Origin of the sequence: Pseudoxanthomonas sp. Root65 (assembly GCF_001427635.1) — a bacterium.
Classification (GTDB): Bacteria; Pseudomonadota; Gammaproteobacteria; order Xanthomonadales; family Xanthomonadaceae; genus Pseudoxanthomonas_A.
In genome coordinates, this window is sequence record NZ_LMHA01000002.1 from 679648 (window position 1) to 703969 (window position 24322).

The 24322-nt window shown below is 67.1% G+C and carries 26 protein-coding genes; 10 read left to right on the forward strand and 16 right to left on the reverse strand.

Annotation, left to right across the window (positions count from 1 at the left end):
- The first annotated feature begins 71 nt into the window (after positions 1-71).
- Positions 72-1052, forward strand: a complete 981-nt coding sequence (locus ASD77_RS13720; RefSeq protein WP_055942758.1) for an LLM class flavin-dependent oxidoreductase — start codon at positions 72-74, stop codon at positions 1050-1052.
- Between the two features lie 60 nt (positions 1053-1112).
- Here ASD77_RS13720 and ASD77_RS13725 read toward each other — a convergent pair whose 3' ends face one another.
- The 3 genes from ASD77_RS13725 to ASD77_RS13735 form a co-directional block, all read right to left on the reverse strand.
- Positions 1113-2726 carry a carboxylesterase/lipase family protein gene (locus ASD77_RS13725; protein ID WP_055942761.1) on the reverse strand — a complete coding sequence of 538 codons (1614 nt, stop codon included), beginning with the start codon at positions 2724-2726 and terminating at the stop codon, positions 1113-1115.
- Positions 2727-2796: 70 nt separating this feature from the next.
- Positions 2797-3978 (reverse strand): NAD(P)/FAD-dependent oxidoreductase, encoded by a 1182-nt coding sequence (locus ASD77_RS13730; protein WP_055942764.1) that lies wholly within the window; start codon positions 3976-3978, stop codon positions 2797-2799.
- Between the two features lie 4 nt (positions 3979-3982).
- Positions 3983-4540, reverse strand: coding sequence for a YaeQ family protein (locus ASD77_RS13735; protein ID WP_055942767.1), 558 nt, complete (start codon positions 4538-4540; stop codon positions 3983-3985).
- A gap of 308 nt (positions 4541-4848) precedes the next feature.
- Here ASD77_RS13735 and ASD77_RS13740 point away from each other — a divergent pair, with 308 nt between their 5' ends.
- A complete protein-coding gene (locus tag ASD77_RS13740) occupies positions 4849-5058 on the forward strand; it encodes a cold-shock protein (protein WP_055942770.1) in 210 nt (69 codons plus the stop codon).
- A gap of 179 nt (positions 5059-5237) precedes the next feature.
- Here ASD77_RS13740 and dbpA read toward each other — a convergent pair whose 3' ends face one another.
- The 4 genes from dbpA to ASD77_RS13760 are packed head-to-tail and all read right to left on the reverse strand — an operon-like array spanning position 5238 to position 8455.
- Positions 5238-6614 (reverse strand): ATP-dependent RNA helicase DbpA, encoded by a 1377-nt coding sequence (gene dbpA / locus ASD77_RS13745; protein WP_055942773.1) that lies wholly within the window; start codon positions 6612-6614, stop codon positions 5238-5240.
- A gap of 41 nt (positions 6615-6655) precedes the next feature.
- Positions 6656-7090: a barstar family protein gene (locus ASD77_RS13750; RefSeq protein ID WP_055942776.1), complete on the reverse strand. Its 435-nt coding sequence runs from the start codon at positions 7088-7090 to the stop codon at positions 6656-6658.
- Entirely contained in the window at positions 7087-7665 is a 579-nt protein-coding gene (locus ASD77_RS13755; RefSeq protein WP_235578539.1) for a ribonuclease domain-containing protein, read from the reverse strand. The genes ASD77_RS13750 and ASD77_RS13755 overlap by 4 nt, the downstream gene beginning before the upstream one ends.
- 7 nt (positions 7666-7672) lie before the next feature.
- Positions 7673-8455, reverse strand: coding sequence for a YbaY family lipoprotein (locus tag ASD77_RS13760; protein WP_082563305.1), 783 nt, complete (start codon positions 8453-8455; stop codon positions 7673-7675).
- Between the two features lie 263 nt (positions 8456-8718).
- On the opposite strand from ASD77_RS13760, the gene ASD77_RS13765 reads away from it, so the two are divergent.
- Positions 8719-9600 (forward strand): ZIP family metal transporter, encoded by an 882-nt coding sequence (locus ASD77_RS13765; protein WP_055942784.1) that lies wholly within the window; start codon positions 8719-8721, stop codon positions 9598-9600.
- Positions 9601-9651: 51 nt separating this feature from the next.
- Positions 9652-10404, forward strand: a complete 753-nt coding sequence (locus ASD77_RS13770) for a glutathione S-transferase family protein (protein WP_055942787.1) — start codon at positions 9652-9654, stop codon at positions 10402-10404.
- 149 nt (positions 10405-10553) lie between these two features.
- Here the strand turns inward: ASD77_RS13770 and ASD77_RS13775 are convergent, their stop codons facing one another.
- On the reverse strand, positions 10554-12308 hold the full coding sequence (locus ASD77_RS13775) for a M14 family metallopeptidase (protein WP_055942791.1): 1755 nt from the start codon (positions 12306-12308) through the stop codon (positions 10554-10556).
- A 148-nt stretch (positions 12309-12456) separates the two neighbouring features.
- Here ASD77_RS13775 and ASD77_RS13780 point away from each other — a divergent pair, with 148 nt between their 5' ends.
- From ASD77_RS13780 to ASD77_RS17840, 3 genes are all read left to right on the forward strand, one after another.
- Positions 12457-14073: an MFS transporter gene (locus ASD77_RS13780; RefSeq protein WP_055942794.1), complete on the forward strand. Its 1617-nt coding sequence runs from the start codon at positions 12457-12459 to the stop codon at positions 14071-14073.
- Positions 14074-14082: 9 nt separating this feature from the next.
- A complete protein-coding gene (locus ASD77_RS13785) occupies positions 14083-14697 on the forward strand; it encodes a rhomboid family intramembrane serine protease (protein WP_055942798.1) in 615 nt (204 codons plus the stop codon).
- A gap of 80 nt (positions 14698-14777) precedes the next feature.
- Complete coding sequence (locus ASD77_RS17840) at positions 14778-15479, forward strand: histone (RefSeq protein WP_156383647.1); 702 nt, start codon at positions 14778-14780, stop codon at positions 15477-15479.
- 141 nt (positions 15480-15620) lie between these two features.
- On the opposite strand, the gene ASD77_RS13800 is transcribed toward ASD77_RS17840, so the two are convergent.
- Positions 15621-15824 carry a hypothetical protein gene (locus ASD77_RS13800; protein ID WP_055942808.1) on the reverse strand — a complete coding sequence of 68 codons (204 nt, stop codon included), beginning with the start codon at positions 15822-15824 and terminating at the stop codon, positions 15621-15623.
- 198 nt (positions 15825-16022) lie between these two features.
- Between ASD77_RS13800 and ASD77_RS13805 the strand changes: the two genes are divergently transcribed.
- The 3 genes from ASD77_RS13805 (at position 16023) to cfa (ending at position 18352) form a co-directional block, all read left to right on the forward strand.
- A complete protein-coding gene (locus ASD77_RS13805; RefSeq protein WP_055942811.1) occupies positions 16023-16322 on the forward strand; it encodes a GNAT family N-acetyltransferase in 300 nt (99 codons plus the stop codon).
- A 114-nt stretch (positions 16323-16436) separates the two neighbouring features.
- Positions 16437-17228, forward strand: coding sequence for a DUF3298 and DUF4163 domain-containing protein (locus tag ASD77_RS13810; RefSeq protein ID WP_055942814.1), 792 nt, complete (start codon positions 16437-16439; stop codon positions 17226-17228).
- A gap of 5 nt (positions 17229-17233) precedes the next feature.
- Complete coding sequence (gene cfa / locus ASD77_RS13815; RefSeq protein ID WP_055942817.1) at positions 17234-18352, forward strand: cyclopropane fatty acyl phospholipid synthase; 1119 nt, start codon at positions 17234-17236, stop codon at positions 18350-18352.
- A gap of 64 nt (positions 18353-18416) precedes the next feature.
- Here the strand turns inward: cfa and pilH are convergent, their stop codons facing one another.
- The 7 genes from pilH to sucB form a co-directional block, all read right to left on the reverse strand.
- Entirely contained in the window at positions 18417-18809 is a 393-nt protein-coding gene (pilH, locus tag ASD77_RS13820) for a twitching motility response regulator PilH (protein WP_055942820.1), read from the reverse strand.
- A 102-nt stretch (positions 18810-18911) separates the two neighbouring features.
- Positions 18912-19910, reverse strand: a complete 999-nt coding sequence (locus ASD77_RS13825) for a YhdH/YhfP family quinone oxidoreductase (RefSeq protein WP_055942822.1) — start codon at positions 19908-19910, stop codon at positions 18912-18914.
- Between the two features lie 20 nt (positions 19911-19930).
- On the reverse strand, positions 19931-20227 hold the full coding sequence (locus ASD77_RS17845; RefSeq protein WP_082563307.1) for a GIY-YIG nuclease family protein: 297 nt from the start codon (positions 20225-20227) through the stop codon (positions 19931-19933).
- Positions 20228-20501: 274 nt separating this feature from the next.
- On the reverse strand, positions 20502-21095 hold the full coding sequence (locus ASD77_RS13830; protein ID WP_055942826.1) for a TIGR00730 family Rossman fold protein: 594 nt from the start codon (positions 21093-21095) through the stop codon (positions 20502-20504).
- Between the two features lie 3 nt (positions 21096-21098).
- The gene (locus ASD77_RS13835) at positions 21099-21437 is read right to left on the reverse strand and encodes a hypothetical protein (RefSeq protein WP_055942829.1); all 339 of its coding nucleotides are present in this window, start codon (positions 21435-21437) and stop codon (positions 21099-21101) included.
- Between the two features lie 73 nt (positions 21438-21510).
- Positions 21511-22947, reverse strand: a complete 1437-nt coding sequence (gene lpdA / locus ASD77_RS13840; RefSeq protein WP_055942832.1) for a dihydrolipoyl dehydrogenase — start codon at positions 22945-22947, stop codon at positions 21511-21513.
- A 108-nt stretch (positions 22948-23055) separates the two neighbouring features.
- A complete protein-coding gene (gene sucB / locus ASD77_RS13845) occupies positions 23056-24282 on the reverse strand; it encodes a dihydrolipoyllysine-residue succinyltransferase (RefSeq protein WP_055942836.1) in 1227 nt (408 codons plus the stop codon).
- Between the last annotated feature and the right edge of the window lie 40 nt (positions 24283-24322).

Genomic DNA, 24322 nt, shown 5'->3' on the forward strand with positions numbered 1-24322 from the left:
TCCCGCGACCTGTGGTGGAATCCGGCCGTCGGTGGCCCCATGACAATGGCATCGTCCTTGCCGGTGGTCCCATGATTCCGTATTCGCTCCTCGACCTGGCCCCCGTCTGCGAAGGCAGCGACACCACGCAGGCCTTCGCCCACATGCGCGACCTGGCGCAGCACGCCGAGCGCTGGGGCTATACGCGCTACTGGCTGGCCGAACACCACAACATGCCGGGCATCGCCAGCGCGGCCACCGCCGTGCTGATCGGCCATGTCGCAGGCGCGACCTCGACGATCCGCGTCGGCGCCGGCGGCATCATGCTGCCCAACCACTCGCCGCTGCAGGTGGCCGAACAGTTCGGCACGCTCGCGTCGCTGTATCCGGGCCGCATCGACCTGGGACTGGGCCGCGCACCGGGCACCGACCAGGCCACGGCGCGCGCCCTGCGCCGCTACTTCGACGGCGCCGATCAGTTTCCGCAGGACGTCCAGGAAGTGCTGCGCTACTTCGCGCCGGTCCAAGAGGGCCAGGCCGTGCGCGCCGTGCCGGGTGCGGGACTGGAGGTGCCGGTGTGGCTGCTGGGCTCCAGCCTGTTCGGCGCGCAGTTGGCGGCCGCGCTCGGCTTGCCGTATGCATTCGCATCGCACTTCGCGCCGGACGCGATGGACCAGGCGTTGTTGCTCTATCACCGAGACTTCCGCCCGTCCAAGCATGTGGCCAAGCCGCACGCGATGCTTGCCCTGAACGTGGTGGCGGCCGAGACCGACGAGGAAGCGCGCTATCTGTTCACCACCCAGCAGCAGGCCTTCGTCAACCTGCGTCGTGGCCGCGCGGGACTGGTGCCGCCGCCGATCGACGACATCGAGACGTTCTGGGAGCCGCATGAGAAGACCGGGGTCGCGCAGGCGCTCGCCTGTGCCGTCATCGGCAGCCGCGACACCGTGCGCAAGGGCATCGCCGACTTCATCCAGCGGCATCGTCCGGACGAACTGATGCTGACCGCCAACATCTTCGACCACGCCAAGCGCCTGCGCTCCTTCGAGATCGCGGACGAGGTCATGTCGTAGCGTGCGTCACGCGCACGACAGCGGTGACACGCATCCATGCGGTCGTGCGCTCGGCGCACGCTACATCGTGCCGCGCTGGATGAAGGGCACCCGTTCGTAGAGTCGGCGCTCGCCGCCGCGCGGGTCGTCCTGCATCCGGCTTTCGTCGTCGAACACCATCGTCTGCCGCTGCGGCAGCGTGTACGGGGCCCACGCGGGCAGGCCGGCGTGGTTCGGATCGCCGTGGCGGGCGAGGGCGATCAGCGCGGCGCTCATGCGCGCGGCCATCGTGCGGGCGCGTGCGTCGGCCCCCGTCTTCGATCCTTCCGCGCCGATGTTGTCGAACACCAACGGGATGTCGAGCGTATGGAATGCCCGCAGGCGCCCGTTCTCGGCGGGTGAGCGCCAGTCCACTTGGTAGACCCAGGCGGGCGCGCCCTGCTTCGCTCGCTCCTCGGCTTCGATCACCGCGCCACGCCACGAACGTCCTGCGGTGGTCGCCGCGAAGAAGACCTCGGACGGCGTGTAGTCCGGATACAGCCGCCGGTACTCGGCGATCACCACCTCCGGCGACAGGTCCACATACTGCTGTTCGCGCAGTTTCTGCGGCACCTGTTCCCACGTCAGGGAGAAATTCGCCTCGTCGTTGCCAAGGAAGGCGCGGGTCTCGTCGCGCGTGTTGCCGATGATCATCGGGATGCGCGCCGACTGCGCGGGCGCATCCGGATAGAACGGATGGCGATGCAGGTTGCGCGCATCCAGCACCGGGCCGAAATAGAGCGAGGTGTCTTCGGCGCGCGAGGGGTCGCGCAACCGCGTGGCGTCCAGCAGCCGCGCCATCGGCATCGCCAGCAAGGCGTCGATGTCGCCCGGCCGCAGTCCGAGTTCGCCCAGGAACAGCGCGCTGCGCTGCGCCGCCGCGCGCGGGCCGGCGGCGGTGACCTGCTGGCCGCTCATGGTCATCGCCTTGTGGAACAGGCCATCGGCCGCCGGCATTGCCATCAATGTGGCGATCTTCGCGCCGCCGCCCGACTGGCCGAACACGGTGACGTTGCCGGCGTCGCCGCCGAACTCGTGGGCGTGTTCGCGCACCCAGTGCAGCGCATCGATCAGGTCCAGCTGGCCGATGTTGCCGGCGTCCATCACGCGCTCGTCGCCGCTCTCGCCCAGATGCAGATAGCCGAACGCGTTGAGCCGGTGGTTGACGGTGACCACCACCACGTCGCCGCGCCGGCACAGGTTCGCGCCGTCGTAGAGCGGATGGGATCCCGAGCCGTTGTTGTAGCCGCCGCCGTGGATGTAGAACAGGATCGGACGCCTGCCGCCATCGCGCAGGGCAGGGGTGCAGACGTTGAGGAAGAGACAGTCCTCGCTGACCGGCTGTCCGTCGGCGTCGCCGCGCTGGGGCGCAGATGCGCCGAAGCGGGTGGCATCGCGCACGCCGGTCCAGGGCGTTTCGCGCACGGCGCGCTGGAAGCGTCGGGTGGCGGTATCGGCGCCGTAGGGCAGGCCACGGAACACATGGATGCCACGGTCCACGCGGCCGGCAATGCGTCCGCTGCGGGTGGTCGCGGACGTGGCCTGAACGGTATCGGCGCCAGCCGGGAGGCAGGCCGACGCCAGCGCGAGTCCGGAGGTGCCGGCCAGTTGGGCCAGGAAGCGGCGGCGCGAGGCCGTATCTAGCGATGACGTCATGGAAATCCCGAGATGACACCGGTTTCCACAAGGCTAGCAAAGGCCGCCGCGTTGGGAACGCCGCAGTGCGTCAGGCCGCCATGCCCGCGGCGTGGCCGGAAGCCCACGCCCACTGGAAGTTGTATCCGCCCAGCCAGCCGGTGACGTCCAGCACCTCGCCGACAAAGAACAGGCCCGGCACCCGCTTCGACATCATCGTGCTGCTGGACACGCCATCGGTGTCCACGCCGCCCAGGGTGACTTCGGCCGTGCGGTAGCCCTCGGTACCGCTGGCGACCAGCGGCCATCCGGCAAGCAGGGCGGCGGCATCCTTGAGTTGCGGCGCATTGAACTGCTTCATCGGCCGGTTGGGCAGCCAGACCTCGCACAGGCGCTGGGCGAACCGGCGTGGCAGTGCGTCGGACAGCACCGTCTTCAGTTCGGCATCGGGACGCTGCCTCTGCTGGCCCTGCAGCCAGTCCAGCGCGTCGCGGTCCGGCAGCAGGTCCAGGCGCAGGTTGTCGCCGGGTTGCCAGTACGAGGAGATCTGCAGGATCGACGGCCCGCTGACCCCGCGGTGGGTGAGCAGCATGAAGTTGCGGAAGTGCGCCTTCCCGCAACGCGCTTCCACCGGGAAGGCGACACCGCTGAGGTCGGCCAGCCGCTCCTGGTGCTTGCCGCTGAGCGTCAGCGGCACCAGGCCGGCACGCGTCGGCAGCAGGTCGTGGCCGAATTGCTTCGCCAGGTCGTAGCCGAAGCCGGTCGCGCCCATGCTCGGGATCGACAGCCCGCCGGTGGCGACCACCAGCGACGGCGCGGCGAAGCGGCCCAGCGTCGTCTCCAGCCGGAACAGGCCATCGGCCTGCTCCACTTTTTGCACGCTGCAGCCGGTCTCGATACGCACGCCGGCGACCAGGCATTCGTCGACCAGCAGCTTGACGATCAGCTTGGAGGACACGTCGCAGAACAGCTGGCCGAGCTCCTTCTCGTGGTACGCGACGCGGTGCCGTTCGACCAGCCCGATGAAATCGGCCGGCGTGTAGCGCGCCAGCGCCGACTTGCAGAAGTGGGGATTGGCCGACAGGAAGTTGACCGGCGTGGTGCCGGTGTTGGTGAAATTGCAGCGGCCGCCGCCGGACATCAGGATCTTCTTGCCGACCTTGTTGGCGTGCTCGACCACCAGCACGCGCAGGCCGCGCTGGCCGGCGGTCAATGCGGTCATCAGGCCGGCCGCACCGCCGCCGATGACCAGGACGTCGTGGGTCGGCACCATGCGGTCAGGCGGCCCGGGCGAGGCCTGCCTGGCGGATGGACGGGATCACGCTGACCACGAGGTCGTCGGTCATCCACTGCATCTCGCCGTCCTGGATCATCACGTTGAAGCGCATGCTGCGCACCATCAGGGCGGTCACGGCGTCGACCGTCTCCGGGGCGATGTCGAGCACGGTCAGGTTGCGGTGACGCGCCAGCAGCGCCGCGTTCCGCTCCCACCAGAGGTCGGCCGCGCGGCCGCCGTAGTTGACCACGATGACTTCGCCCGCCTTACCGCAGGCCTTTCGGATGCGGGATTCGTCCGGCTGGCCCAGGTCGATCCACTGGTCGATCAGTCCGGTGTAGTCCTTGCGCCACAGATCGGGCTCTTCCTCGTTGCTCAGGCCCTTGCCGAACTCCAGGCGGTCGTCGGCATGGAGGGCGAAGGCCAGCAGCCGGACCATCAGCCGCTCGTCGGTCTCCGACGGGTGCTGGGCCAGGGTCAGGCCGTGGGCGCCGTAGTAGTGCCGGTCCATGTCGCTGATCTGCAGTTCGGCTTTGACGACGGTGGACTTGAGGGCCATGGCGGGGGTCCGGCAGAAGGGGCGCCATCATACGCCGCGAGGGGCGACGACCCGTGCGTGCGCGACGGCGGCCGGCAGGGCTGCCGGACGTCCCTGTTCAGGTTGGCTGCAACAGGGATTCGCTTTTACCTGAAAACCCCGGTAGAGTGCCGCCACTGTGCTTGCCAGGGTCACCGTGAATCGTGAGCCTGATGCGGTAGATACATCTGCTACATCTTCCCGCTTTACCAACGCCTGCAAACCCAGTCCCGTCCCGGTCATATGCCGGGGTTGTGGTCCTTTCATCCATGTTTCAGGAGTTAGTAAAGATGTCTGATCGTCAGACCGGTACCGTCAAGTGGTTCAACGACGCCAAGGGCTTCGGCTTCATCACCCCGCAGAGCGGCCCCGACCTGTTCGTGCACTTCCGCTCGATCCAGGGCAATGGCTTCAAGTCGCTGAAGGAAGGCCAGGCGGTCTCCTTCGTCGCCGTGCAGGGCCAGAAGGGCATGCAGGCCGACCAGGTGCAGCCGCTGTAATCCAGCGCTGAACCCGACGGTTCAAGAAAACGCCGGTGCGCAAGCGCCGGCGTTTTTGTTTGTGTGGTCTTGTTTTCTCGTTGTGGGAGCGACGTGAGTCGCGATCGCGGACCTGTAGACAATGTCGGTGCGTCATCGCGACTTACGTCGCTCCCACGCCACGCCGCAGGATGGATGCCTCAGAGCTTGCGCACGCGAAAGCTGCGGCCCTTGATCTTGCCGGCGTTGAGTCGCGACAGCGCGGCGGCGGCCTTCTCGCGCGCGACGGCCACGTAGGTGCGCGTGGCGAACACATGGATCTTGCCGATGGCGGACGCGGACAGGCCGGCGTCGCCGGTCAATGCACCCAGCACGTCGCCGGGACGCAGCTTGTCGGTCTTGCCCGCATCGATGCGCAACGTGGTCATCGTGGCAGGCGGTGCGGTGTTGGCCTTCGGCGCGGGCGGGACGCTGCGGTCCCACAGCAGCGGGGCGCCCAGGCGTTCCTCGATCACCGTGGCCCGCGGCAGTTCGCGCGGTGTGCACAGGCTGATCGCCAGCCCGCCGCGACCGGCGCGACCGGTGCGGCCGATGCGGTGCACGTAGGTGTCGGCGTCGCTGGGCATGTCGTAGTTGACGACCAGGGCCAGGTCTTCGATGTCCAGACCGCGCGCTGCGACATCGCTGGCGACCAGCACGTTGCAGCTGCGGTTGGCGAAGCGCACCAGCACCTCGTCGCGGTCGCGCTGTTCCATGTCGCCATGCAGGGCCAGCGCGGAGAAGCCGAAGTGCTGCAGCGAACCGGCCACTTCGTCCACGTCCTTGCGCATATTGCAGAACACCACGCACGAATCGACGCCGCGCTGCGCCAGCAGTCCGGCCAGGGCGGTCTGCTTGCGCTCCGGCTCCACGCGCACGAAGCGCTGCTCGATCACTGCCTGTTCCTGCGGCGCATCCACCGTGACTTCCAGCGGATCGCGCAGGGTGTTGCGGGCGATATCGCGGATGGCATCGGTGAAGGTGGCGGAGAACAGCAGGCTCTGGCGATCCTTCGGCGTCTTGCCGGTGATCTCGCGGATCGGCTCCTCGAAGCCCATGTCGAGCATGCGGTCCGCTTCGTCCAGCACCAGCGTGCGCACGCCGCCCAGGTGCACCGCCTTCTTGCGCAGCAGTTCCTGGATGCGGCCGGGCGTGCCGACCACGACGTGCGGGTCGTGCGCTTCCAGCGAGCGCAGCTGCGGCTCCAGCGGCATGCCGCCGCAGAGCGTCAGCACTTTCAGGTTGGGAAGACCGAGCGCCAGCTTACGCAGTTGCTGCGCCACCTGGTCCGCCAGCTCACGCGTGGGGCAGAGCACCAGCGCCTGCGTGCGCACGGTGGCAAGATCCAGCCGGTGCAGCAGGCCCAGTCCGAACGCGGCCGTCTTGCCGCTGCCGGTCGGCGCCTGCGCAATGACATCGCGGCCGTCGAGGATGGCGGGCAGGCTGCGGGCCTGGATGGGGGTGGGACGGGTGTAGCCGAGCGCCTGGACGCCCTGCTGCAGGCCGGGCGCCAGCGGAAGAGAAGTGAAATCGATCATGCGGCATTTTCGCAGATCGGCGCGGCCACCGCCGGGAAACCCTACTGGAGGTCGGGGAAGTCCTCTTCCGGCAGGGCGATGAACGACCAGAACGGAACGTCGTTCGCGGTCCAGAACTGCGACACCTCGTCCAGGATGTCCAGCAGGGTGTCGAAATCGTCCTCGGCGCGGTCGCGCAGTTCGTGCGCCTGTTCGAACAGCAGCACGTAGCCCGGCGCCTCCAGCCAGGACAGGTCGCGCAGGCTGTCGGACAGCGCGTCCCAGTTGCGTCCCGAGCTTTGCGGGAAGTCCAGCACCGTGGCGATGCGCAGCAGCAGCGCGGACTTGCTGTCGCAGCCGGACAGGTCGATGCGGCGGGCCAGCAGGCCGGCGTCGCGGCCGACGGCGGACAACGGATCCAGATCGTCGTCGGTGACGAAGAACACGCCCGCGCGCGCGGGATCGGCCAGGCCGGGATCGAAGCCGGAGTCGCTCATGGGGTGGCCTCGCCGCCGATCTCGAACCGGCGGAAACTCTCGTAATGATCGTCCGTGTAGTAGTACTCGCGCGGCGGCTGGCCGCCGGTGACGATGCGTCGCTCGCCGCGATGGTCCAGTCCCGGGGTGTCGACGGTGTACTCGCGGTAATAGCCGCGCGATTGCCGCGGCAGTCGCCCCTCGCGGTTCTGGAACACGCTGCCGTCCTGCCGGTGCGGGAACGGCCCGCCGCGCTGGATCAGCGTCAGGGTGTGCTGGGCTTCCGGCGGCAGGAAGGCGGGCAGTGCGCCGGTGCTGCGCGATGCCGATGGCGCGGCAGGCGCGACAGGCGGCGCGACGTCGGGCACCTCGCCGGCGAGTGCGCCGGGACGGGTCTGCTCCACCGGCGGCAGCGCCAGCACGGCGCTGGTCTGGGTGGACTCGGGGGTTTCCCGTGCGGTGGTGGCTGATGGGGCGGGCGCATCGTCGCTTTGCGACCACCACCACGCGCCCGCACCCAGCACGAGCAGCATCACGAAGGCGATCAAGGGAAGGCGTTGGCGGCTCTGGCGGCGTGCGCGGGAACGTCGACTCATGTAGGCATCATTCCGTCAGGAAGCGGCCGCAGCCGCGATAGGTCTGGTCGCCGACCGTCAGCACGGCGGAGGCGGGGTATTCGGTGTCGCTCATGCCGTCGCTGCAGCTTTCCTTCTTAGTGGTCAGCGCGACGGCAAGGCCATCGCCGGTGCTGCCGGCATAACCTTGCGCGGTCCTGCGCGCCTGCGCGACCTCGATGGTGCGCTCGCCATAGTCCAGGTCACCCCACAGGCGCGGGATCGCGCCGCCGCCGACTTCCACCGACCAGCCCGGCTCGGTGCCGATGCCGCGGAATACGCTGCCGCGCGCCCGGGCCTGCTCCCAGGGCGTGCCCGCACCAGGCGCCACCGGGTCCGCGCCCGCACGCACCATGCGGAACTCGACCGGCGCCGTCGAGCCCGGCGTCACCGGCACCCGCGTATCGGTGACGAACCACAGCCTGCCCTGCGCGTCGCGAAGGCCGGCATGCAGGCCGTACTGTCCGTTCGGGCGCAGCTTTGCCGGGTCGTAAGGCAGGGTGAAGGCGAACGGGGGACCCTTGAGATCGGCGAAGTCGGCACTGGCCACCACGGCAGCGGGCGTGTCGGCCAATTGGTTGTCCACCAGTTGCACGCTGAGGATCGCGCCGGGCGGCGGCGCGATCCGTTCCATGTAGAGCGCGCGGCCCTGGATCGCGGCCGACGTGGGCGAAGCCGCAGAAGGCGCCTCCGGCGCCGGCGCCGTGGCTGGCGGAGATTGACAGCCCACCAGCGCGAGCAGGCAGGCGGTCATCAGCATGGGACGGAACATCGCGCGCTCCTGGTGGCGGTGGCGGGTGGCCAGCTTAGCGATGGCGGACGTAATGGTTCGTCAACGCAGGAAGCACCGGCACGCGGTCGCAGAAGCGCGAACGGTCTCGGCTTGCCTCGGGGCGCCAACGCGCCGACCAGGGCCGAGGCCACGCGCGATGGGCTCTACCCATCACAGCGATTCAGTTTTGCGATGAGCGTCGCTGCGCAGGCGCGGCTAGTATCGGGATCGACGCCACTGCGCCGTGCGGGGAGTACGACGGCATGAACCGGGTGCTGCATCCTTTCGCCCAGACGCGCGTCCTGTTCGCGTGGCCGTATGTCGTGGTCACGCTGATGATCGCGGGCGTGGCCCTGTCGCTGGTAGCGACGATTCCGTTGGACGACGGCAGCGGGCTGCGGCGTGCGCTGCGTGGTGGTGGTCTGTGCGCGCTGGCGACCGCGCTCGGCGCGATGCCGGTGTGGGTGGTGAAGCACCTGCAACAACAACTGGCGGATGGCCTGCTGGGCTTCGGCGCAGGGGTGATGCTGGCGGCCACGGCGTTCTCGCTGGTGCTGCCGGGGCTGGACGCGGCAGGTCGCGCGGGGTACTCGGCGTGGGGTGCTGCTGGCCTGGTCAGCGCCGGGGTGTTGCTGGGCGCGCTGGCCCTGCTGGCGCTGGACCGCGGCGTGGTGGACGATCCGCGCGATGCGAAGCGCGATCTGGTGCCGTCGCGCGTGGTCCTGTTCGTGCTGGCCATCGTGCTGCACAACGTGCCCGAAGGCATGGCGGTGGGCGTGGCTGCCGGCGGTGGCCTGCGCGGGGCGGAAGGCCTGGCGATGGGCATCGCGCTGCAGGACATCCCCGAGGGCCTGGTCGTGGCGCTGATCCTGGCCAGTGCCGGCATGGCGCGCAGCAAGGCGGTCTTCATCGGCGCGCTGTCGGGCGTGGCCGAGCCGGTCGCGGCGGTACTCAGCGCGTGGGCGGTGTCTGTTTCGTCGTTGCTGTTGCCGTGGGGCCTGGCTTTCGCCGCCGGCGCCATGCTGATCGCCGTCAGCCACAGCGTGATTCCCGAATCCAACCGCCATGGCAACGGGACCATCGCATCGCTCGGCCTGGCGATCGGGTTCTGCCTGATGATGGCGCTCGATACCGCGCTGGGTTGACCGGCGCGCGCGGCATGCGCACGCTGCACCCGGTCCCCACGGAGCCCGCGCATGACCGAACCGCTGACGATCATCGGCAACTACCTGTCGCCCTATGTGCGCAAAGTGCTGGTGTGCCTCGAACTGAAAGGCATCCCGTACCGGATCGATCCCATCGCGCCGTTTGTCGGCGACGACGCGTTCGGCCGGCTCAGTCCGCTGCGCCGTATCCCCGTGCTGCTCGACGGCGACCTGGTGCTCAACGATTCCACCGTGATCTGCGAGTACGTCCAGGATCGCTTCCTCGAGGTCCCGCTGTATCCGGCCGATCCGGTCCAGCGGGCGAAGGCGCGCTGGCTGGAGGAATACTGCGATTCCCAGTTGGGCGATGTCATCGTCTGGCGGATGTTCTTCCAGAAGGGCGTGCGCCGGTTCCTGTTCAACGAAGGCACCGACGAGGACGTCGTGCGCGGGGCGCGCGAGGAGGAACTGCCTGTCGCGCTGGATTACCTGGAGGCCCAGCTGCCGGCACAGGGCTGGATCTTCGGCGAGGTCTCGATCGCCGACATCAGCATCGCGGCGTTCTTCCGCAATGCCGCGTTCGTGCGCTATCAGGTGGACGCAGCGCGCTGGCCGCGCGTGGCGGGCCTGCTCGAACGCGCATGGGCGTTGCCCGCGTTCCACACGCTGGCGCGCTATGAGGACGGGAGCCTGCGTACGCCGCTGCCGGAGCAACGCGCCGCACTGGCCGCGATGGGCGCGCCGCTCACCGAAACCACGTATGGAACTGCCGCGCCGCGCTACGGCGTACGGCGCCCGGGCTGAGCGCGCGCTTTTGCTCCTCTGTAGGAGCGACGTAAGTCGCGACCGCGCACCAACCCCCCCTGCGGAAAGCCGGTGGTTCTCCCTCTTCGCGTGCTGCGACGCGTTCTGGCAAACCTGTCGCGACTCACGTCGCTCCCACAAGGGGCTGATCAGGGCGCCCTATCCACCCGCAGCACCGGATACAGCTGGTAACGCTCGTCCCACGAGGGATGCTTGCGGTAAAAGAACGCCAGCCGCGCGCCAGGATCCGCCGCGAAGGCCTTGTCATCGCGCAGCTTGCGCTCGAACTCGGCCTTCACTGCCGGGTCCTGCAGCATCTCGCGCGCCACCGTCTCGGCCACGTAATCTTCCATGTACTCCTTGCGCTCGAAGGCGTTGTTGAAACGCCCCCACGCCAGCAGCGAATCCGGTGCCTGCGGTTCCAGCAACGCCATCACCAGGCGCGATTTTGCTTGTGCGATCGGCACGAACAGCGAGCCGGTCGGCACGCCGCGCGTCTCGCGCTGCCAGTCGCCTTCCACCGTCAGGCGCTGGTGGGTCTCCACCGGGCCGGCGCCGAAGCTGGCCTTGCGTGCACGGAAGACATCGGCGTCGCCCTGCCAGGGTTTGCCCAGCAGGCGGTACTCCACGCCGTGCGTCTTCAGCACGGCGGCCACCCACGACGCTTCGGCAGCAGGCACCAGGTAGCCGGCGCCCGGTGCCTCGACGACGATGCCGGGACGAATGTCGTCCTTCAGCGGCACCTTCCAGATCTGCGGCGTGGTTTCGTCGTAGCGCGTCATCGGTGCGCCGGACACCTCCGACATCGTGCGCGTGTAGGCGTAACCGCGGAAGTCGACGGTACGCGCGGTGGGCGCGGCGATGTAGGTCAGCGGTTCCGCTCGACCGCCGGGCGATGCAGCCGCAATATCAGCCTGTTTCGCCGCTGCCTGCCACGACACGCCCTCGCGCGCGACATGCTCCAGCACCGACACCACGGTGTTGCCGGTGATGCGCACCCGCACCGGGTATGTCTTCCACGAGTGCGTTTCCACCAGCATGGCGATGCGGTTGCGCAGCAGGTAGTAGCCATGCGAGAAGCGAGGCGGCGGCACGCTGTCCTCGAAGCCCGAGGTCGGATCATCGTTCACGACGAACGACGGGTAATAGGGCAGGGGCAGCGATCCCTGTTTCGCCAGGTCATCGATCACGCCGGTGCGCAACGCCAGGCCAGCCTCGCGCAGGCCGGCGTCGCCGGCATGCACGGGCTCGACTTGGATCGAGATGTCGTGCTCGAACTGCGCGCCATTGGTAGCGTGCAAGTCCACGGTCACCAGTGGATCCCAGCGCTGCACCAGGTGCAGCATCGCCTGCATCTCGGGCGTGTCGGCCTTCAGGTAGTCGCGGTTGAGGTTGTAGTTCTGCGCGGTGGTGCGCCAGCCCATTTCCTTCGGGCCACGCTGGTTGGGGCGGTTCCACGCGCCGAAGCGTTCGTGGCCGTCCACGTTGAACACCGGCACGAACACCCACACAAGCTTGTCCAGCGCACCCGTGGCGGCCTTCCCGTCCAGCACCTCGCGCAGGGCGAGAAAGCCCGCGTCCTTGCCATCGATCTCGCCGGCGTGGATGCCGCCCTGGACCAGCACCACCGGCAACCCGCGCCGCTGTGCCTGTTCCGGTGTCAGCGCGCCGCTGGTGGAGGCGATGAGTGCCTTCATCGGGCGTCCTTCCGGGCTGGTGCCGAAGGTGATGCAGCGGACCGACGTCGGATAGCGGCGCGCGAAGGCATCGCACAGCGCAGTGACTTCTTCGTAACGCCCGGTCTCGATGAAGCCGGAGCGTTCGGCCACGGTCGTCAGCGGGGTCTGGGCGTTCGCAAGGGGTGCCAAGGCCAGCAGCAGGGTGGCGAAGAGCGGTCGCAGCATCGGGAATTCCTGAACAGGGCAGGGGCGCATGATGCCGCGCAATCGCGGTCAGTCCCAGCCCCTGATCGCCTCTCGGTGACGGCGCGGCGGTTCGACCCTGCGCGGGCGGATACGTTACCCTTCCGGGACTTTTTCACCGGAAGATCGGATGAGCACGACCGCAGAAGCCAGCCAGGGCCGCATGCCCCGCCAGATCCCTTACATCATCGGCAACGAGGCCTGCGAGCGTTTCAGCTTCTACGGGATGCGCAATATCCTCGTGCCGTTCCTGATCAGCTCGGTGCTGCTGGCGTACCTGCCTGATGAAGCGTCGCGGAATGGTGCGGCGAAGGACATCTTCCACAGCTTCGTCATCGGTGTGTACTTCTTCCCGTTACTGGGGGGCTGGCTGTCGGACCGCTACTTCGGCAAGTACAACACCGTCCTCTGGTTCTCGCTGATCTACTGCGCCGGCCACGCGTGCCTGGCGTTGTTCGAGAGCAACGCGACCGGCTTCTATACCGGTCTGTTCCTGATCGCCCTGGGGTCGGGCGGCATCAAGCCGCTGGTGGTGACGTTCTGTGGCGACCAGTTCGACCAGACCAACAAGAGCAAGGCGAAGATCGTCTTCGACGCCTTCTACTGGATCATCAATTTCGGTTCGTTCTTCGCTTCGCTGCTGATGCCGCTGGTGTTGAACAGCTGGGGTCCGGCGTGGGCGTTCGGCATTCCCGGCATCCTGATGTTCATCGCCACGCTGATCTTCTGGGCGGGACGTCACAAGTACGTCAATGTGCCGCCGTCGCGCGGCGAGGATCCGGATTCGTTCCTCAACATCGTGCGCAGTGCGTTGCTGGTCAAGGGATTCGGCGCGGGCACGCTGGTCGCCGCCATCGGCATGGCCGCTGCCGTCACGATGCTGGCGCTGTGGGCGCTGAAGTTCGCAGGCGTCACGATCTGGCCCGAAGCGTGGGGATTCGTGATCACCGCGTGCCTCGCGTTGGGCGCGATCATCGCCGGTATCGGCCTGGGTGCCTCGCTGCAACTGGAGCGCGCGCGCGGCCTGCACCCGGATGTCGCCATCGAGGGCGTGCGGTCGGTGCTGCGCATCCTCATCGTGTTCGCGCTGGTCACGCCGTTCTGGTCGCTGTTCGACCAGAAGGCTTCCACCTGGGTCATCCAGGGCAAGGACATGGTGATCCCGCACGACGCATGGTGGTGGCCCAGCCGGCTGGTCAAGGACGCCACGCAGATGCAGGCACTGAACCCGCTGATGGTCATGCTGCTGATCCCGTTCAACAATCTCGTGCTTTACCCGGCGCTGCGGAAGATGGGCTTCAACGTCACCGCCTTGCGCCGGATGGGCTGGGGCATCGCGATCTCCGCGCTGTCGTGGATCGTCGCCGGCATGCTGCAGCTGCAGATGGACGAGGGCGAGCAGGTCTCGCTGGCCTGGCAGACGCTGCCATACCTGCTGCTGACCTTCGGCGAAGTGCTGGTATCGGCGACGGCGCTTGAGTTCGCCTACAGCCAGGCACCGATGGCGATGAAGGGTGTGATCATGGCGTTCTGGTACCTGACCAGCACCTTCGGCGGCCTGTGGGTGCTGTTGACCAATGCCAGCGTCCGCGATCCGGCGGTGATCGGCTGGATCCAGGCGCAGGGCTGGACGGAGAACGCGTTCCTGATGTTCTTCTTCGCCGGCTTTGCGTTTGTCGCGGCGCTCGCGTTCGCGCTGTACGCACGCACGTACCCGATGCAGGACAACTACCGCGCTGCGGCCTGAGGACGAAGGATGGACGCTCCCATCACCCTGCTACTGATCGCGGCCACCTGCGTGGTCAGCCTGATCGCATTGCGGACGCCGTCGCTGCTGATGCGGCTGATCCTGTGGCCGCCGGCGATCGACCGCCATCGCCAGTACGACCGGCTGGTCGCCTACGGTTTCATCCATGCCGACATCTGGCACCTGTTCTTCAACATGTTCACGCTGTTCTTCTTCGGTCGCCAGATCGAAGCCTGGATGGCGGCGCAGCACGGGCCGTGGGTGTTCCCGCTGTTCTACTTCTCGGCGCTGGTGGTCTCGATCCTGCCGACCTACCTGAAGCACCAGAAGGACCCCAACTACCGCAGCCTGGGCGCGTCCGGCGCGGTGTCGGCGGTGCTGTTCGCCTTCATCATGCTGGCGCCCTGGGCCACGATCGGCGTGTTTTTCATCCCGATGCCGGCCATCGTGTTCGCCGTGCTGTACATCGCTTACAGCATCTGGATGGACAAGCGCGGTGGCGACAACATCAACCATGGCGCCCACCTGGCCGGTGCGGCCTATGGCGTGCTGTTTCTGGTGGTGATGGACACCGGCGTGGTGGGACACTTCCTGCAGGAACTGTCGCGCCCCAGCTTCGGTTAAGCCGCCATTGCGGCTTTGCTCACCTGCATTGAAGGTGGGCCATGCTATCCCGGTGTTGTGTCCCACCCGTGGAGAAACGCATGGCGACCCGGAAGACAGCAGCGAGCAAGAGCGTCAGCAAGACGGCCAGGAAAACGGCAGCCGGTAAGACGGCGGCACGCAAGGCAGTGAAGAAGGTTGCGACGAAGAAGGTCGCCGCCAAGAAAACCACCGCGAAGAAAGCCGCACCCGCAAAAGCTGCCGCCAAGAAAGTCGCCCGCCAGTCCGGTGCGACACGCAAGACAGCCACCAAGGTGGCGAAGAAGACCGCGACGCGCAAGGTCGCCAAGCAGACGACGCGGAAGGTGGCCGCGAAGAAGACGGCGAAGACCGCCACCAAGAAGATCGCGCGCAAGGTAGCGAAGAAGCCGGCACCTCAGCGTCCGGCCAAACGTGCGACGACGAAGACGACCACCGGCACGCGGCAAGCCCCCGCAGCCAAGGCGTCAGCGAAGAAGGTCGCGCGCAAGCGCACGCCGAAGAAGATCACACCCGCCCAGGCGCTGGCCAACGCACGCAGCCTGCTCGAACAGAAACTGGAACACGATCGCCAGCCTGCACCGTGGCAGCATCTGGATCAGGAGACTCATGGCGCCACGCCGGAAGCGGGATTCGCCTCCGCCGAAGCCGCCGGCAAGGCGCACGAGCTGCATGCGGCGGAAAGCCGGATGAAGGCGATCCAGGGCAGCGCCGGCACGCAGGATCGGCGCAATCAGGGCAAACGCGATCACCGTGGCGAGTAGCGCCACGTTCATGTCGAGGAAGAAGGGAGGATCGTTCTGCCTGCATCGTCGATGCAGGTGGGACGGGACTCCGGCGCGGCAGTCACACCCGAAGGTGGACCCCTGCGCCGCGCCGGAGCACCCGGTGGAAGAAGTGCGGTATCAGTCCATCAACGAGTGCACGGCGTGCACGCCGGCGTTCTCGCTGCCGGAATAGGTCGACATCAGGCGCTCGTACACCGCGTTGTTGAGTTTCTCGAACTCCCACGCATCGGTGTGGCCGGTGACGGTCAGCTGGTAAAGGCCCTCCAGCAGGGTGAAGTCGCTGGCGTTGGAGACATCGGGCAGTGCGTCGATCAGGCTCATGGCGGAACTCCGAGATGCAGGTCTTTGTGCCATGTCACGCAGCAATCGTGCCAACTATGGAAGTGCGATATCGGTCACGCTCCCGCAGCGGTCCCTTTCTTTCACAAGCATGAATGTGACGCGCTGCGTCCAGTTGTGCCACAGGGACAGGCGGGCATTGAGTCACACTGTAGGGGTGTCCCCTACCACGGAGCTGCCATGACCGCCGACTCGCCCACGCCCGACCTCCATCACGACCCGGACGCCCACCGCTTCTCCCTCCGCCTGGACGGCCACGAGGCCGAGCTCCTGTACTCGCTGCGGGACGGGCGCATGGTCATCGACCATACCGGCGTGCCCGAGGCCATCGGGGGGCGCGGTATCGCCGCCACGCTGGTGAAGGCGGCGCTGGACCACGCGCGCCGCCAGGGCTGGCACGTGGTGCCGGCGTGTTCCTACTCGGCGGCGTACGTCCAACGGCATCCCGAGTACGCCGATCTGGTCGACGCACGATCGTGATGGAGGTGGCGGGTACGGCAGCCTAGAATGACGCCCCTCACACGCGGAAGGAGCCCGTACGTGTCATCCCCCCTCACTACCCGCAACCCGATCCGTGGCATCGGCTTGGTCCTGATGGCGACGCTGGCGCTGTCCGCCTGCAAGCGCGAGTCCGCCCCGCCGCCGACCGCCGCCGAGCCGCAGCTGCCCGCGGTCGCGCCTGCAGATGCGCCGGTGGCGCCGCCCGAGCTGAAGGATGTCATCGAGTCCACCGACCGCTATGTCGTGGGTATCAGCTATCCGGCGACGGTCAACCGCCATCCCGGCCTGGCGCGGACACTGGCGGCCTATACCGACGCCCAGCGCGCCGAGCTGATGGAGGCCGTCGAGGCGTTCGGCAATGACAAGCCGTCGGCCCCCTACGAGTTGTCGCTGGCCTTCGAACAGGTGGTGGATACACCGAACATCGTGGCGGTGGCGGCCGATGGCAGCCGCTACACCGGCGGCGCGCATGGCCAGCCGCTCATCGCGCGCTTCGTCTGGTTGCCGAAGCAGGACGCCCGCCTGACCGCCGCCGCCCTTGTTCCTGGCGCGAAAGGCTGGCAGGCCATCAGCGACTACGTGCGCGAACAGCTGCACACCGCCGTGGTGACCCGCGCGGACGAGGACGAGCTGGCGCCGACCGACCGCGCGGCGCTGATCAAGAGCACCTTCCGGATGATCGACGAAGGCACGGAGCCGGACGCCGGCAACTTCAGCGAGTTCATCCCGGTGCTCGACGCGGCAGGCCGCATCACCGCGTTGCGCTTCGTGTTCCCGCCCTACCAGGTGGGTCCGTATGCCGATGGCACGCAGACGGTCGACGTGCCCTCGGCGCTGCTGCTGCCGCACGTCGCCCCGGCGTACGCGGAGCTGTTCGCCCGCTGACCGCCATGCCGCATGCCCGCTTCGAGCGCAGGATTGCAGCCCTGTTGGCCGAAGCGGATGTGCGGGTCGGTGGCGAACGGCCTTGGGACCTCCAGGTCCACGATCCGCGCTTCCACGCGCGCGTCTTGGGGCAGGGATCGCTGGGCCTGGGAGAAAGCTACATGGACGGGTGGTGGGACGCCGCCTCGCTCGACGGCCTGCTGTACCGCCTGCTGGCGGCGCGCCTGGACGAGCGGGTGCCGCGCGCCGGCGAGATCTTCGATGCACTGCGGGCCCGCCTGACCAACCTCCAGTCGCCGCGCCGCAGTGGCGAAGTGGGGCGACGCCACTACGATCTCGGCAACGATCTCTACGCCGCCATGCTGGGCCGTCGCCTGGTCTACAGCTGCGGCTACTGGCGCCATGCCGACACCCTCGACGCTGCGCAGGAAGCCAAGCTCGACCTGGTCTGCCGCAAGCTCCGCTTGCGGCCCGGCATGCGGGTGCTCGACGTAGGCTGCGGATGGGGCGAAGCGCTGACGTTCGCGGCCGAGCGGTATGGCGTGGAAGGCGTCGGGGTTACCATCTCGGGCGAGCAGGCCGAGTACGCGCGCCGCTTGTGCGCCGGATTGCCGGTGGAGATCCGCCTGCAGGACTACCGCGCGCTGGACGAGCCGTTCGATGCGGTGTTTTCGCTCGGCATGTTCGAGCATGTCGGCGTGAAGAACTACGCCGCGTACTTCGACGTGGTGCGGCGCTGCCTGCCGGCGGACGGCCTGTTCCTGCTGCATACCATTGGCGGCAGCCGCTCGGTGGACCGCACCGATCCGTGGATCGCGCGCTACATCTTCCCCAACTCCATGCTGCCCTCGGCGGCCCAGATCACGCACGCGGCCGAGGGCCGGTTCGTGCTGGAGGACTGGCACAACTTCGGCGCCGACTACGACCTGACCCTGCAGGCATGGCGCGACAATATCGAAGCCGCGTGGGATGCGCTGGCTCCGCGTTACGACCAGCGCTTCCGCCGGATGTGGCGGTTTTACCTTGCGGCGTCGATGGCCACCTTCCGCAGTCGCCGTTCGCACCTGTGGCAACTGGTGCTGTCGCCGCGCGGCGTACCGGGCGGCTACGTCGCACCGCGCTGAACGGGCACTCAAACGAAAAGAGCAGGCCGCAGCCTGCTCTTTCCCGATCCATCGATGTCGCGCGTCAGGCCGACGGAGCGGAAGGCAGTTCGCGCGCGTTGAAGATGCGCTCGATCACTTCGGCCAGCTCATCCTCGGAGAACGGTTTGGTCAGGTAGGCCTTGGCGCCCTGGCGCAGGCCCCACATGCGGTCGGTGTCCTGGTCCTTAGTGGTCACCAGGATGACCGGGATGTGCTTGGTGGTGGCCTCGCGGCTCAGCGTGCGGGTGGCCTGGAACCCGTTGAGGTTCGGCATCACCACATCCATCAGCACCATGTCGGGCAGCTCGCGCTTGGCGACTTCCACGCCCGCTGCGCCGTCCTCGGCGGTGATGGATTCGTGCCCCAGTTTCTCGACGATGCGCTGGATGCCCAGCAGCTGCGACGGCGAATCGTCGACGATCAGAATCTTTGCCATGGATATCCCCAGTGTTCCCCGCCGTCGATTTTAGACCTTGTCGGTGACAACACAATGGGCTGGGAGGCCAACGGACGACGCCCGTCGCGCCGCCTGTGCCGTTCATCCCATTCGCACCAGCGTGCGTCCGAACGAACGCCCGTCCAGCATGGTGCGGAACACCTCCGGCAGGCCTTCCAGCGTGGTTTCCCGTGTGCAGATCGTGTCCAGGTGGCGCGGTTTCCAGTCGCTGGCCAGGAGCTGCCAGACGTGTTCGCGGATATCGCGCGCGGTGCCGGCGGAGGCAACGCCGAGCAGGGACACGCCCCGAATTATGAAGGGCATCACAGTTATGGGCAGGTCGGCGCTGGCGGCGAGGCCGGCGCTGGCGACATTGCCGTAGGGCACGGTCTGCGCCAGCAGGCTGGCCAGCATCGGCCCGCCGACATTGTCCAGGCCGCCACCGAAGCGCGCGGACTCCATCGGCCGCGAGGTCGCCAGCGCGTCGCGGCCCAGGACTTCACTGGCGCCGATGGATTTCAGGTAGTCCGTGTTCTCGGGCTTGCCGCTGATGGCATGCACCTCGAAGCCCGCCTTGCTGAAGATGTCGACAGCCAGCGAGCCCACGCCACCGGTCGCGCCGGTGACGGCGAGTGGACCGAGGTCGGGCGTCTGCCGGTTGTCGCGCATGCGGTAGAGCGCCAGCGCGGCGGTGAAACCGGCGGTGCCCAGGATCATGCTCTCGCGCAGGCTGAGTCCGTCGGGCAGGGGAATGACCCACTTCGCATCGAGTCGCGCGTACTGGGCATAGCCGCCATCGCGCGTTTCGCTGAGGCCCGAGCCGGTCACCAGCACCGCATCGCCTTCCTTGAACGCCGGATCCGTCGAGGCCACCACGTGGCCTGCCACGTCGATGCCGCCTACCAGCGGAAAGCGCCGCAGGATCTTGCCCTCACCGGTGCCGGCGAGCGCGTCCTTGTAGTTGACCGACGAATACGCGGTCTTGATGACCACCTCGCCGGGATTCAGGGCATCCAGCGCAATGGCCTTGACGCCGCCGCGATAACCGGCGTCGTCGTGATGGATGCGGAAGGCGTTGAAGGGGGTGGAAGGCAGGGTCATGGTCTAGGCACCTCTTTCATTCAAAGAATGTCGGGATAGAGATCCCGCCAAGTGGAGTTTGTGGCTTCAACGAGCTGAATCTTCCAGAGGCGTTTCCATGCCTTGATGGCCTTCTCGCGCAGGATCGCAGATTCCATTTGCTCATGGACTTCATACCAGACCAAAGTATGGACGCCGTAGCGTTGAGTGAAGCCGTCGGCTTGATCGTGCTTGTGCTGCCAGATACGTCCTGGAAGTTCGGAGGTTACGCCGATGTAGAGCGTGCCGCGTGGTTGGCTGCAAAGAATGTAGACACAGGGAATCCGTTCCCGAGGCATGCAGGCTCTCCTTTGCCAGTCAGCGCGAGCGAGAAGACTATAAACCTACCTCACCGTTCCCGGACAAGCAGCAATCCGCTGGTAGCGTTTTTGGTGAAGGTCATATTGAAAGCAAGATGGGTCCCAGCTTTCGCTGGGACGACGGCAGTTCGTCCATCGCACGGACACCGCCCACCGTCATTCCAGCGAACGCTGGAATCCATTGCCGGTGGTCGCCGCATGGCTGCCCGCAAGAGCAAGAGGGGTCCCAGCCTTCGCTAGGACGATGGACGGCTCACCGCAACGTCTTGCGCCGCTTCTCATCCATCCACTTGTCCGCCTGCGCAGGCGTGTAGGCGCGCATCCACGCGACCATCGCATCGAGGTCGTCGCCGTGCCACAGGTCGGCGCGCTGTTCCGGGTGCAGGAAGCGCTCCTCGACCATGCGGTCGATCATGCCCATCAGCGGGGTGTAGAAACCTTCCACGTCGAGGAAGGCACACGGCTTGTCGCCGATGCCGAGCTGGCGCCAGGTCAGCATCTCGAACATCTCGTCCAGCGTGCCGAAGCCGCCGGGCAGGGCGACGAAACCGTCGGCCAGGTCGAACATGCGCTTCTTGCGCTCGTGCATGTTGGCGACGATTTCCAGCTTCGTCACGCCCTTGTGCGCGACTTCCCAGTTGACCAGTTGTTCGGGAATGACGCCGATCACCTCACCGCCGGCGGCGAGCACGGCATCGGCCACGGTCCCCATCAGGCCGACGTTGCCGCCACCGTAGACCAGTCGCATGCCTTCCTTGGCGATGCGGTCGCCCAGGGCGATCGCGCGTTCGGTGTAGGCGGGCTTGTTGCCGGCGTTGGAGCCGCAGTAGACGCAGAGGGAACGCATGGATCAGTTTTCCTTCAAGGGGGAGGGGGGATCGATGCGGCCGCAGTCCACGCTTTCGATGGTGCCGCCGCGGTAGCGCAACGCGGAGGTGCGGCGGACGCCGTGGGCGTCGGTGGTCTGCCAGAAATCGATGGCGAAACTGCCTGCTGGTGGATCGCCGTCCGGGCCGGCGGCGCTGTGGCCACTGAGCGTGCTGTCCGGCGGGCGCTGCATGATTGTCCATGCCTCGCGCACGTCCATGCCCGCACTGACCAGCATGCACCGCGCGTGGGGATCGTCGTGGCGGTCGGGCGGGGTCATGGCGATGCCTGCGATCGTCAGGGGAAGCAGCAAGGCGAACATGGTTTCATCCGGTGATGGAAGCCCGGAAGCAGAACGGCCCGGTAAACCGGGCCGTTCGTGGCGGGCCAGCGGATCAGTTGGCCTTGTGGATCGCGCGCTTGTGCACGGCCATCGCAGCATCGTGTACCGCTTCCGACAGCGACGGGTGCGCGTGGCAGATGCGGGCCAGGTCGTCTGCGGAACCCTTGAACTCCATGGTGAGCACGCCTTCGTGCACCAGTTCGGACACGTTGGCGCCGACCAGATGCATGCCGAGCACGCGATCGGTTTCGGCATCCGCGATGACCTTCACGAAGCCGGTCGGCTCCGCCATCGCCACCGCGCGACCCACCGCGGCAAACGGGAAGGAGCCGGCCTTGTAGGCCACGCCCTCGGCCTTGAGCTGCTGCTCGGTCTTGCCGACCCAGGCGATCTCGGGCGAGGTGTAGATGACCCACGGAATGGTGTCGAAGTTGACATGCCCGGGCAGGCCCGCGATCAGCTCGGCGACCGCGATGCCTTCCTCGAAGCCCTTGTGCGCCAGCATCGGCCCCCGCACGCAGTCGCCGATGGCCCAGACGCCATCGACGCCGGTATGGCAGTGCGCATCCACTTCCACCTGGCCGCGTTCGTTGAGCCTGACCCCCGTGCCCTCGGCCAGCAGGCCCTTGCTCGCGGCGCGGCGGCCCACGGCGACCAGCAACTTGTCGACGGTCAGCGTCTTCTCGCCTTCGGCGTCGCTGTAGGTGACCACGACTTCCTTCTTCTTGCCCTTGCCGGTGACTTCGGTCTTCGACACCTTGGCGCCAAGGCGGATGTCGAGGCCCTGCTTCTTGAACTCGCGCGCGGCGACCTTCGACACTTCGCTGTCGGCGACGGCAAGGAAATCGGGCAGGGCTTCGAGAATGGTGACGTCGGCGCCGAGGCGCTTCCACACGCTGCCCAGCTCCAGTCCGATCACGCCTGCGCCGATCACGGCCAGGCGCTTCGGCACTTCGGTGAAATCCAATGCGCCAACGTTGTCGACGATGGTGTCGCCATCGAACTTGGCAAAGGGCAGTTCGATGGAATCCGAACCGGCGGCAATGATGATGTTGGTGCCCTTGAGCTCGACCTCGCTGCCGTCGTGCTGCTTCACCTTCACGAGGTTGCCCGGCTGCAACTGGCCGAAGCCGTAGTACGCCGTCACCTTGTTCGCCTTGAACAGCTGCGCGATGCCGCCGGTGAACTGCTTCACGATGGCGTCCTTGCGGCCGACCATGGTGCCGACGTCGATCTTCGCGTCCTTGACGCTGATGCCGTGCTGTTCGAACTGGTGGGTCAGGTTGTGGTACTGGTGCGAGGAATCCAGCAATGCCTTGGACGGGATGCAACCGACGCGCAGGCAGGTGCCGCCCAGTGCGGGCTTGCCGTCCTTGCCCAGCGCGGCGTCGATGCATGCGACCTTCATGCCCAGCTGCGCGGCACGGATGGCGGCGTGGTAGCCGGCAGGGCCCGCACCGATGACGACGACGTCGAATTGTTCGCTCATTTCATTCGCTCAGAGTAAGAGGAGTGAGTGCAGAGAAGTGAGGAGTGAGGGGAGGAAAGCAAAAGCAGCCGCTCTCACTTCTCACTCCTGATCGCTCACTTCTCGCTCTTACATGCCCAGCAGCATGCGGTGCGGGTTTTCCAGCTGGTTCTTGATGTCGACCAGGAACAGCACCGCGTCCTTGCCGTCGATGATGCGGTGGTCGTAGGACAGCGCGATGTACATCATCGGGGCGGCGATCACCTGGCCGTTCTCGACGATGGCGCGGTCCTTGATGGCGTGCATGCCCAGGATGGCGCTCTGCGGCGGGTTGACGATCGGCGTGGACATCAGCGAACCGAAGGTGCCGCCGTTGGTGATGGTGAAGGTGCCGCCCTGCAGGTCTTCCAGGCCCAGCTTGCCGTCGCGCGCCTTCTTGGCGTACTCGGCGATGCCCTTCTCGATGTCGCCGAAGCCCATGCGCTCGACATTGCGCAGTACCGGCGTGACCAGGCCCTTCTCGGTGGAGACGGCGATCGAGATGTCGGCGTAGCCGTGGTAGATGATGTCGTTGCCGTCGACCGAGGCGTTGACGATCGGGTGGCGTTGCAGCGCGTTGGCAGCGGCCTTGGCGAAGAAGCTCATGAAGCCCAGCTTGATGCCGTTGGCCTTCACGAAGTCGTCCTGCAGTTCCTTGCGCATCTCCATGACCTTGGCCAGGTTGACTTCGTTGAACGAGGTCAGCATGGCAATGGAGTTCTTGGACTGCATCAGGCGCTCGGCGATGCGCGTGCGGATGCGGGTCATCGGCACGCGCTCTTCCGGACGCGCGCCACCGGACACGCCGGCGGTCTTGCCACTGGCGTAGTTGACCAGGTCTTCCTTGGTTACCGCGCCGCGACGGCCGGTACCTTCCACGCCGGCCGGGTCGATGCCTTGGGTGATGGCGGTGAAGCGCGCGCCCGGCGGCAGCGCGTCGGCGCCGGCGGGTGCCGGCTTGGTGCTGGACGGCGCGGCGGCGTCGGCCTTGGCGGCGGCGGCCTTCGGCTGCACTTCCTGGGCGCCGGCGGCCGGCTGCTTCTCTTCGGCGGCGGCGGCGGGTGCGGCTGCCGCCACGGCGCCTTCCTCGATGATCGCCAGCAGCTGCTGGCTGGTCACCGTATCGCCTTCCTTGAACTTGATTTCCTTCAGCACGCCGTCGACGGGCGAGGGCACTTCCAGCACGACCTTGTCGGTTTCCAGGTCCATCAGGTTCTCGTCGCGCTTGACCGCGTCGCCGACCTTCTTGTGCCAGGCGGCGATGGTGGCATCGGAGACGGACTCGGGCAGAACCGGAACTTTGACTTCAGTGGCCATGGGATGGGACGTCCTGGTGATGTTGTTCTAATGAGTGGGG

Excerpts from the sequence above, each read along its gene's own strand:
- ASD77_RS13720 (WP_055942758.1), top strand. The coding sequence starts at position 72 with ATGATTCCGTATTCGCTCCTCGACCTGGCCCCCGTCTGCGAAGGCAGC.
- ASD77_RS13725 (WP_055942761.1), bottom strand. The coding sequence starts at position 2,726 with ATGACGTCATCGCTAGATACGGCCTCGCGCCGCCGCTTCCTGGCCCAA.
- ASD77_RS13730 (WP_055942764.1), bottom strand. The coding sequence starts at position 3,978 with ATGGTGCCGACCCACGACGTCCTGGTCATCGGCGGCGGTGCGGCCGGC.
- ASD77_RS13735 (WP_055942767.1), bottom strand. The coding sequence starts at position 4,540 with ATGGCCCTCAAGTCCACCGTCGTCAAAGCCGAACTGCAGATCAGCGAC.
- ASD77_RS13740 (WP_055942770.1), top strand. The coding sequence starts at position 4,849 with ATGTCTGATCGTCAGACCGGTACCGTCAAGTGGTTCAACGACGCCAAG.
- dbpA (WP_055942773.1), bottom strand. The coding sequence starts at position 6,614 with ATGATCGATTTCACTTCTCTTCCGCTGGCGCCCGGCCTGCAGCAGGGC.
- ASD77_RS13750 (WP_055942776.1), bottom strand. The coding sequence starts at position 7,090 with ATGAGCGACTCCGGCTTCGATCCCGGCCTGGCCGATCCCGCGCGCGCG.
- ASD77_RS13755 (WP_235578539.1), bottom strand. The coding sequence starts at position 7,665 with ATGAGTCGACGTTCCCGCGCACGCCGCCAGAGCCGCCAACGCCTTCCC.
- ASD77_RS13760 (WP_082563305.1), bottom strand. The coding sequence starts at position 8,455 with ATGTTCCGTCCCATGCTGATGACCGCCTGCCTGCTCGCGCTGGTGGGC.
- ASD77_RS13765 (WP_055942784.1), top strand. The coding sequence starts at position 8,719 with ATGAACCGGGTGCTGCATCCTTTCGCCCAGACGCGCGTCCTGTTCGCG.
- ASD77_RS13770 (WP_055942787.1), top strand. The coding sequence starts at position 9,652 with ATGACCGAACCGCTGACGATCATCGGCAACTACCTGTCGCCCTATGTG.
- ASD77_RS13775 (WP_055942791.1), bottom strand. The coding sequence starts at position 12,308 with ATGCTGCGACCGCTCTTCGCCACCCTGCTGCTGGCCTTGGCACCCCTT.
- ASD77_RS13780 (WP_055942794.1), top strand. The coding sequence starts at position 12,457 with ATGAGCACGACCGCAGAAGCCAGCCAGGGCCGCATGCCCCGCCAGATC.
- ASD77_RS13785 (WP_055942798.1), top strand. The coding sequence starts at position 14,083 with ATGGACGCTCCCATCACCCTGCTACTGATCGCGGCCACCTGCGTGGTC.
- ASD77_RS17840 (WP_156383647.1), top strand. The coding sequence starts at position 14,778 with ATGGCGACCCGGAAGACAGCAGCGAGCAAGAGCGTCAGCAAGACGGCC.
- ASD77_RS13800 (WP_055942808.1), bottom strand. The coding sequence starts at position 15,824 with ATGAGCCTGATCGACGCACTGCCCGATGTCTCCAACGCCAGCGACTTC.
- ASD77_RS13805 (WP_055942811.1), top strand. The coding sequence starts at position 16,023 with ATGACCGCCGACTCGCCCACGCCCGACCTCCATCACGACCCGGACGCC.
- ASD77_RS13810 (WP_055942814.1), top strand. The coding sequence starts at position 16,437 with ATGGCGACGCTGGCGCTGTCCGCCTGCAAGCGCGAGTCCGCCCCGCCG.
- cfa (WP_055942817.1), top strand. The coding sequence starts at position 17,234 with ATGCCGCATGCCCGCTTCGAGCGCAGGATTGCAGCCCTGTTGGCCGAA.
- pilH (WP_055942820.1), bottom strand. The coding sequence starts at position 18,809 with ATGGCAAAGATTCTGATCGTCGACGATTCGCCGTCGCAGCTGCTGGGC.
- ASD77_RS13825 (WP_055942822.1), bottom strand. The coding sequence starts at position 19,910 with ATGACCCTGCCTTCCACCCCCTTCAACGCCTTCCGCATCCATCACGAC.
- ASD77_RS17845 (WP_082563307.1), bottom strand. The coding sequence starts at position 20,227 with ATGCCTCGGGAACGGATTCCCTGTGTCTACATTCTTTGCAGCCAACCA.
- ASD77_RS13830 (WP_055942826.1), bottom strand. The coding sequence starts at position 21,095 with ATGCGTTCCCTCTGCGTCTACTGCGGCTCCAACGCCGGCAACAAGCCC.
- ASD77_RS13835 (WP_055942829.1), bottom strand. The coding sequence starts at position 21,437 with ATGTTCGCCTTGCTGCTTCCCCTGACGATCGCAGGCATCGCCATGACC.
- lpdA (WP_055942832.1), bottom strand. The coding sequence starts at position 22,947 with ATGAGCGAACAATTCGACGTCGTCGTCATCGGTGCGGGCCCTGCCGGC.
- sucB (WP_055942836.1), bottom strand. The coding sequence starts at position 24,282 with ATGGCCACTGAAGTCAAAGTTCCGGTTCTGCCCGAGTCCGTCTCCGAT.